The sequence below is a fragment of the Gammaproteobacteria bacterium genome (assembly GCA_028817255.1).
GTDB lineage: Bacteria > Pseudomonadota > Gammaproteobacteria > Porifericomitales > Porifericomitaceae > Porifericomes > Porifericomes azotivorans.
This window is the reverse complement of the sequence record JAPPQA010000102.1, coordinates 1-6,508: the sequence shown is the minus strand read 5'-3', so window position 1 is coordinate 6,508 and position 6,508 is coordinate 1. Positions and strand designations below refer to the sequence as shown.

7 protein-coding genes are annotated in these 6,508 nt (G+C 63.0%); 6 read left to right on the top strand and 1 reads right to left on the bottom strand.

The genetic code is table 11. The features are described 5' to 3' along the window. Window positions 1-284 precede the first annotated feature (284 nt). From OXU43_04410 to OXU43_04385, 6 genes are read left to right on the top strand one after another with little or no spacing between them, the layout of a single operon-like run. The gene (locus OXU43_04410; protein MDD9824393.1) at window positions 285-881 is read left to right on the top strand and encodes an SRPBCC family protein; all 597 of its coding nucleotides are present in this window, start codon (window positions 285-287) and stop codon (window positions 879-881) included. A gap of 15 nt (window positions 882-896) precedes the next feature. Continuing rightward, on the top strand, window positions 897-1,817 hold the full coding sequence (locus OXU43_04405) for a MoxR family ATPase (GenBank protein ID MDD9824392.1): 921 nt from the start codon (window positions 897-899) through the stop codon (window positions 1,815-1,817). Beyond that, window positions 1,814-3,004 carry a VWA domain-containing protein gene (locus tag OXU43_04400; GenBank protein MDD9824391.1) on the top strand — a complete coding sequence of 397 codons (1,191 nt, stop codon included), beginning with the start codon at window positions 1,814-1,816 and terminating at the stop codon, window positions 3,002-3,004. The genes OXU43_04405 and OXU43_04400 overlap by 4 nt, the downstream gene beginning before the upstream one ends. 26 nt (window positions 3,005-3,030) lie before the next feature. Next, a complete protein-coding gene (locus OXU43_04395; GenBank protein ID MDD9824390.1) occupies window positions 3,031-3,846 on the top strand; it encodes an XdhC family protein in 816 nt (271 codons plus the stop codon). Next, window positions 3,843-4,457 (top strand): nucleotidyltransferase family protein, encoded by a 615-nt coding sequence (locus OXU43_04390; protein ID MDD9824389.1) that lies wholly within the window; start codon window positions 3,843-3,845, stop codon window positions 4,455-4,457. Before OXU43_04395 ends, OXU43_04390 begins: the two co-directional genes overlap by 4 nt. Window positions 4,458-4,503: 46 nt before the next feature. Continuing rightward, the gene (locus OXU43_04385) at window positions 4,504-5,280 is read left to right on the top strand and encodes an XdhC family protein (GenBank protein ID MDD9824388.1); all 777 of its coding nucleotides are present in this window, start codon (window positions 4,504-4,506) and stop codon (window positions 5,278-5,280) included. A gap of 31 nt (window positions 5,281-5,311) precedes the next feature. On the opposite strand, the gene OXU43_04380 is transcribed toward OXU43_04385, so the two are convergent. Next, the coding region (locus OXU43_04380) for an autotransporter outer membrane beta-barrel domain-containing protein (GenBank protein ID MDD9824387.1) at window positions 5,312-6,508 on the bottom strand (1,197 nt) is incomplete at its 5' end.

Below are 6,508 nucleotides of genomic sequence, written 5' to 3'. Positions count from 1 at the left end.
ACGCGCACATACGCGCGATGGCGGCGGCAGGCGGCGGCGCGAGTTTATGGCTGTCTGCCGCGCCCTCGCTCCGCCCTGAAGGAGCGCGAAGCGCGCGCTTTCTATGCTGGATTCCCGCCCCTGTTCAAGCCAGGGGCAAGCTCTGCGCGGGAATGGCGGATATTTGCCATGCCAGTGGGTAGTTTTTCGGGCGATTCTGGATTTTCGGGGTTTTTACACAGACTCCTGCGCCGGAATGGCGGGGTTAGGAAGCCTTCGCCAAGGCGTCGGTTGGAGCAGCAGACATGAAAGTCAATCTAAGCAAAGTATTCGCAATGAACGCCCCGGCTGAAAATGCCTGGGCCTTTCTGCAAGACATCAAGGGCGTAGCCGGTTGCATGCCCGGCGCGGAAATCACCGCACAAGTGGACGCAACCCATTACCAGGGCAAGGTAAAGGCAAAAATAGGGCCGGCCACCCTGGCCTTTGACGGCAACATCGAAATCCTGGAGACCGATCCGGAAAACCGGACGCTGCGCATGCTGGGCAAGGGGCAGGACAACAAGGGGACATCGGCCGCGGAAATGGATTTGACGGCCTCGGTGCGTACCGGGGAAGGCGGCGCGACCGAGCTGGTGGGCACCTCAACGGTTACGGTCACCGGCAAGGCGGCCAACTTCGGCGGCCGCATGATGGTCCAGGTGGCGGATCGAATCCTCGATCAGTTCGGGAAAAACTTTATCAACAACGTCATCGCCATGGGCGAGGGCGTGGCCGCCGAGGAAGCCGCCGCAAAGGTCAGCGAGCAACCGAAAGAATTAAATGGACTGGCGTTTTTATGGTCCGTAATTGTCGGCTATTGCAAATCTTTGTTCGGCAAAAAAACACCACGTTCCCAGTGACTCCCCGATTCTGCAATGGCGGGTAACGAAGACAGGGGACGGAAACGCGACGGCCAGACAAATCAAATTGACGAATTTCAGCGGCGCCTGGCGGAGACGGGCTATATCGCGGAACGCAGCCTGGCTGCCACCCTGGTGCTGGTCAAGGAACTGCAACGTCCGCTGCTGCTGGAAGGCGAGGCCGGCGTCGGCAAGACGGAAATCGGCCGCACGCTGGCCAGCATCTTCGATTGCCCGTTGATTCGCCTGCAATGTTACGAGGGACTGGATGTCAATACCGCGGTTTACGAGTGGAATTATCAGCATCAACTCCTGGCAATCAAGTCATTGGAGCAGGGCGAGTTCAACCCGGAAAGCGCCGACCAGCATATCTTCAGCGACAAGTACTTGTTAAAACGGCCTCTGTTGCAGGCCATCAGCCAACCGCGAGCGCCGGTACTTTTAATTGACGAAATTGACCGCGCCGACGACGAATTCGAATCCTACCTGTTGGAAGTGTTGTCGGATTTCCAAATCACCGTGCCGGAGCTTGGCACCCTGAAGGCCACCAGTACGCCATACGTCGTTCTTACCTCAAACGGCACCCGCGAACTGAGCGATGCGCTGCGGCGGCGCTGCGTCTATCACTATGTGGACTATCCCGATTTTGCCAGGGAAATGCGCATCGTCAATGCGCGCCTGCCAGGCGCCGGCCAACGACTGTCGCACCAGGTGGTCGCCTTCGTGCAAAATCTGCGCCGCACCGGCCTGCGCAAAAATCCGGGCATAGCGGAAACTCTGGATTGGCTTGCGGCATTGACGCAACTGAACATCGCTTCGCTGGACGAAGACCCGCAAACCATCAAAGATTCCCTGGCCTGCCTGTTGAAGACCCGCGAGGACAACGAGACGCTGGGCATCGCGGAAATCGAACGACTGGCGGCGAAAGTGGTATGAAACCCGCCGCGGCAGACGCAACGCTGCCCCCGCCGCTGGCGGAAACGCTGCCAGGAAGACTGGTAGAATTCGTGCGGCTGGCGCGCGATAACGGGTTTCAGGCCGGTATTGCCGAGACGCTCGATGCACTACGGGTCGCCCGTGTCTGCGGCCTGACCCATATGCAGCGTTTGCACTGGGGATTGCGCAGCCTGCTTTGCGGCGACCACAATAACTGGCGGCGCTTCGACCAACTCTTCGATGCCTATTGGCAACCGGAGAGTGTCCAGCGAATCTGGACGCAATCGGACGCCGCGGCGCCCGTCGGCCGGCGCCCGTCGCTGGCGCCGGGCGCCGGCGCCTGGCAGGGAAGCGCCTGCGACGTGGACCGGGCCGGACAAGAGGCAGGCGAAGACGCCGACAGCGGCGGCAGCGCGCGTGGCGGGGCAAGCAAGCGCGAGCTTCTGGCGCGAACCGATTTTCGCTTCATTACGGATGCCGATGAGATGCACAAGATGGAGCAACTGGTGGGGCGCCTGGCCAAAAGAATGCGGCGGCTTATGGTGAGAAGACAGAAAATCCATCGCCGGGGAAGACAGGTGCATTTGCGCCGCACCGTTCGCAACAGCCTGCAATACGGCGGCGTGCCGCTGGAATTGGCATTGCGACGCCCCGGCGAGCGGCAACCGCGCCTGTTCCTGTTGGTTGATGTCAGCCGTTCGATGTCGCTGTACAGCTACCTTTTTCTACGCTTCGCGCGCGGTATTGTCGCTGCGTTCCGCGACGCCGCCGTCTTTGCGTTTCACACCCGCCTGGTGCGCATCACCGACGCCCTGGAGCAGCCGAATCTGGCAAAGACCGGCCAGCGGCTGGCATTGATCTCCGCGGGCTGGTCGGGAGGCACACGGATTGGCGAATGCGTCGGGAGCTTTCTTGCCCAATACGGGCATCGCCTGAATTCCCGTTCGCTGGTACTGATCGTCAGCGACGGTCTGGAAACGGGAGACCCGGAACTGCTTGGGCAACATCTGGCAACGGTTAAAAACCGCTGCCGAAAACTGATATGGTTGAACCCCCTGCTGGGGCGGCCGGGCTACGAACCCAGGAGCGGCGGCATGTCGGCGGCACTGCCTTACCTCGACCTGTTTGCATCGGTGCACAATCTGGCGAGCCTTCGCGCATTGGAGGCGGAACTGGCCGGGGTGTAATGGGTAATGGGTAATAGGGGCGGATCATGCTGGAAACCGACGCCATACTGACGCAAGCCGGCGAATGGAAGGCGCGGCGGCGGCCCTTTGCCCTGGTCACCGTGGTGCGTTGCGAGTCGCCGGCTTCCGCAAAACCGGGCGCCAAGGCAATCGTGGACGAACAGGGAGCGATTCAAGGCTGGATCGGCGGCGGATGCGCCCAACCGGCCGTGATCGCCACCGTCAAAAAAGCCTTGCAAGACGGCCAGGCGCGGCTGATTCGCGTAAGCCCGGATAAGAATGCATCCCCGGAAAAAGGCGTCATCGGTTTCGGCATGACATGTCACAGTGGGGGCACCATGGATATCTTTATTGACCCGGTCGTTCCAAGGCCCGCTTTGCTTATTATCGGCGCGGCGCCAAGCGCGCAGGCATTGTCGGCGCTCGCGCACCGCACCGGCTTTGCCGTGACCGCGATGTTCCCCGGCGCCGACGCGAACATGTATCCCGATGCCGTGGAAATCGTTGCCTCCCTGGATGCGTCGGCACTGCGTTGCGGCGTCCCGGCTTTCGCCGTGGTTGCCACCCAGGGCAAGAGCGACGAACTGGCCCTGGAGGCCGCGCTATCGTCCGGCGCCGACTACATCGCGTTCATTGCCAGCGGGCGCAAGGGCGAAAAAATCAAGCGGCGTCTGCGGCAACGCGGACACGAGCAAGGCAAGGTGGATGCAATTCTCGCCCCGGCCGGCATAGAGATCGGCGCGGTCACTCCTGAGGAAATTGCTTTGTCGGTATTGGCCGGGTTGGTAAAGACGCGCCGCCAGCGGGCCGGCGGCGCGCCGGCTGCGGAAGCGCCGGCATGAGCCGTGTTGCCGCCATTCTGCTCGCCGCCGGCGAATCCCGGCGCATGGGCGGGATAAACAAGCTGGAGCTGGACATCCATGGCGTGCCGTTGCTGCGCCACACGGCGCAAACGCTGCTGGCATCCCGGCTGCAACATGTAATCGCCGTGCTTGGACACGCCGCCGAGCAAAGCCGGCCCTTATTGGAGGACCTGCCCCTGGAGGTGGTAGTCAACGAAGCATACCGGGAAGGACAAATGACTTCCGTATATAAAGGGCTGGAATCCCTGTCCGGGCCGTGCGACGGGATCATGATCTGTTTATCGGATCAGCCGTTGCTGGAGCCCGCGGACATAGACCGACTCATTGATTCCTTTGCCAGGCGTCGCCAGGGTTGCGTACTGGTGCCGACCTACCGGGGCAGGCGCGGCAATCCGATCATCCTCGCATACCGGCACAGGGAGAAGATCCTGAATGGCAATCGCAACCTCGGCTGCAAGCGCTTCCTCCAGGAGAACCCGGACCTGGTGACCACCGTTGCGATGGATACCGACCACGTCGTGGTTGACCTGGATACCCGTCAGGACTACCTTGCCTTTCAGGGGATGCAAGGCAACGAACGGGCAATGTGAAAAACTTGGCGCCATGGCAGAAGACATACTCGACGTTTTGACAAAGATGCGGACCCGGGGGCAGCCCTATGCGGTTGCCACGGTAGTCGAAACCGTGGGGTCGGTATCGGCAAAAACCGGCGCCAAGGCCGTTATCGCCCATGATGGGAAAGTGGTCGCCGGATGGGTCGGCGGCGGATGTGCGGAATCTACGGCCTGCGATGCGGCGCTGAAATGCATCAAAGCCGCCCGGACAACGGTCGTTGATATTGACCTGGATGACGAGGTGCTGGGCGCTGGAATGCCTTGTGGAGGCCATATGCGGGTTTATATCGAACCCGTACTGCCGAATCCCACGCTCTGGATCATGGGGCACGGGCGCATTGCCGAGTGTTTGTGCCTGTTGGGAGACCTGGTTGGATTGCAGGTCGTGGTGAACGATCCCCTCGTGGATCGGGAGCGCTTCCCGAATGCGTCGCGCCTGATCGGCGACGACATTCGCTACGAACAATTGCTCCCGACGGCAGACGATTTCGTTGTCATCGCCACCCAGCATAAAGGCGATCATGAGTCCATGACCCGGGCCTTGCGTTCGCAAGCGGGTTATATCGCCTTAATTGCCAGCCGCAAACGTTCCGCCCTGGTATTGGAATACCTGCGCGAGGAAGGCTACGACGACGAGCAGCGCAAGCGTGTCATGGCGCCTTCCGGCCTGGACCTCGGCGCGCGCACGCCTGAGGAGATCGCGTTATGCGTCATCAGCGAAATTGTCCTGGTTCGCCGCCGGGGCAGCGGGATGCGTATGCGCGACAAACTACAGAAGAAAACCGCCCGCAATCCATAAGCGCGGCCTTGCCGCCTCTCCCGTATCGTCCTTAGAAGCGCAGGGTGGCGTCCAGCAAAAACTCGCTGTCGGAGTCGGCGCCGCCCTCGCGCCGCAACCCCGCATCCAGCGAGAAACGCTCCGCCTCGAAGCGCAGCCCGCCGCCGTAGCTGCTCGCGCCTGAGGCCAAACCGCTCTCGCCGTACAGCATCAACAGTCCCGGCAGAGCCCGCGCCAGCCGCACGCCGCCGATGCCATACGACAACTCGCTGCGCAGACCCAGGCCGCTTCCCTGGCCGTTGCCGCGCCCCCCGGCACCCGGAGAGGAAACGCCGCCAAAAGCCCCTCCGTCCAGCGGCGCCACGCCCGCGGCTCCGTCCGCCGCACCCTGCGCCCAGCCGAATTCCGGACGCAACGCCACAGACAGGCCGCGGCGGTCGCCGCCCAGGTCGTAGCGCAACGTGCCCGTGCTTCCATATTCTCGGTAGTCGCGGCCGTCTTTGCTGGCCAGTCGCGCCTCGCCCTCCCACTCCATCTCCAGGCCCAGCCGCGGCCAGTGCAGCTGAATGCCCGCCCCGAACTCGCCCGTCGCCGCGTCGCGCGCGCCGTCGCCGAAGTCGTAAGACATCCCCGCCCGCAGGTAGGGGCGCAGACGCCCGTCGTCGCCGAAAGCAAAGACTTGGCCCAACTCTCCCTCGCCTCGCAGCTGCTGCGCGTCCGTCTCCGTCTTCGCGTAGGGCGTGTCGTCGTCGAAGCTCCCGCCGTCCGTCTCGCCATGCAACACCGTCCCCGACAGGCGCAACAAAATCTCCGCATTGCCTGTCGGGCGGCGCCAGCTCAGTCCCGCCGCGCCCAGCAGCAGATCCGTGTCGCTGGTGGCCTTGCGCCTGGTCGCGCCTGCCCGTTCCTCGATCTCCAGCTCGCCCTGGCCGTAGCCCGCCATGAGCCACACGCTCAGACGCTCCGAGGGCTGCCAGGCCGCATACGGATACACCGCCACCAGCTCGCTCTCGAAATCGCTGCGCTCCACCGCTCCCGCTGCCGGGCCGCTCGCCGCGCGTAAGCTCACATCGCCCGCCGTGTAGCCCACGGCCACCCCCGCCAGGTAATCGTCGTAGCGACTGTCCAGGCCCAGGTAAAAGCCGTAGCTGTCGCCGTCATAGTCGTAGCGGGTGCCGCCCTCCAGCGGTTCGCCCTCCAGCGAGCTGTAGTTGCCGCGGCCCCACAGGGACAGCGTGTTGCCGCCGCC

What these genes read in the sequence shown, in the direction of transcription:
- OXU43_04385 (MDD9824388.1), top strand. Translation starts at nt 4,504, where the DNA reads ATGCGGACCCGGGGGCAGCCCTATGCGGTTGCCACGGTAGTCGAAACC.
- OXU43_04395 (MDD9824390.1), top strand. Translation starts at nt 3,031, where the DNA reads ATGCTGGAAACCGACGCCATACTGACGCAAGCCGGCGAATGGAAGGCG.
- OXU43_04405 (MDD9824392.1), top strand. Translation starts at nt 897, where the DNA reads ATGGCGGGTAACGAAGACAGGGGACGGAAACGCGACGGCCAGACAAAT.
- OXU43_04400 (MDD9824391.1), top strand. Translation starts at nt 1,814, where the DNA reads ATGAAACCCGCCGCGGCAGACGCAACGCTGCCCCCGCCGCTGGCGGAA.
- OXU43_04390 (MDD9824389.1), top strand. Translation starts at nt 3,843, where the DNA reads ATGAGCCGTGTTGCCGCCATTCTGCTCGCCGCCGGCGAATCCCGGCGC.
- OXU43_04410 (MDD9824393.1), top strand. Translation starts at nt 285, where the DNA reads ATGAAAGTCAATCTAAGCAAAGTATTCGCAATGAACGCCCCGGCTGAA.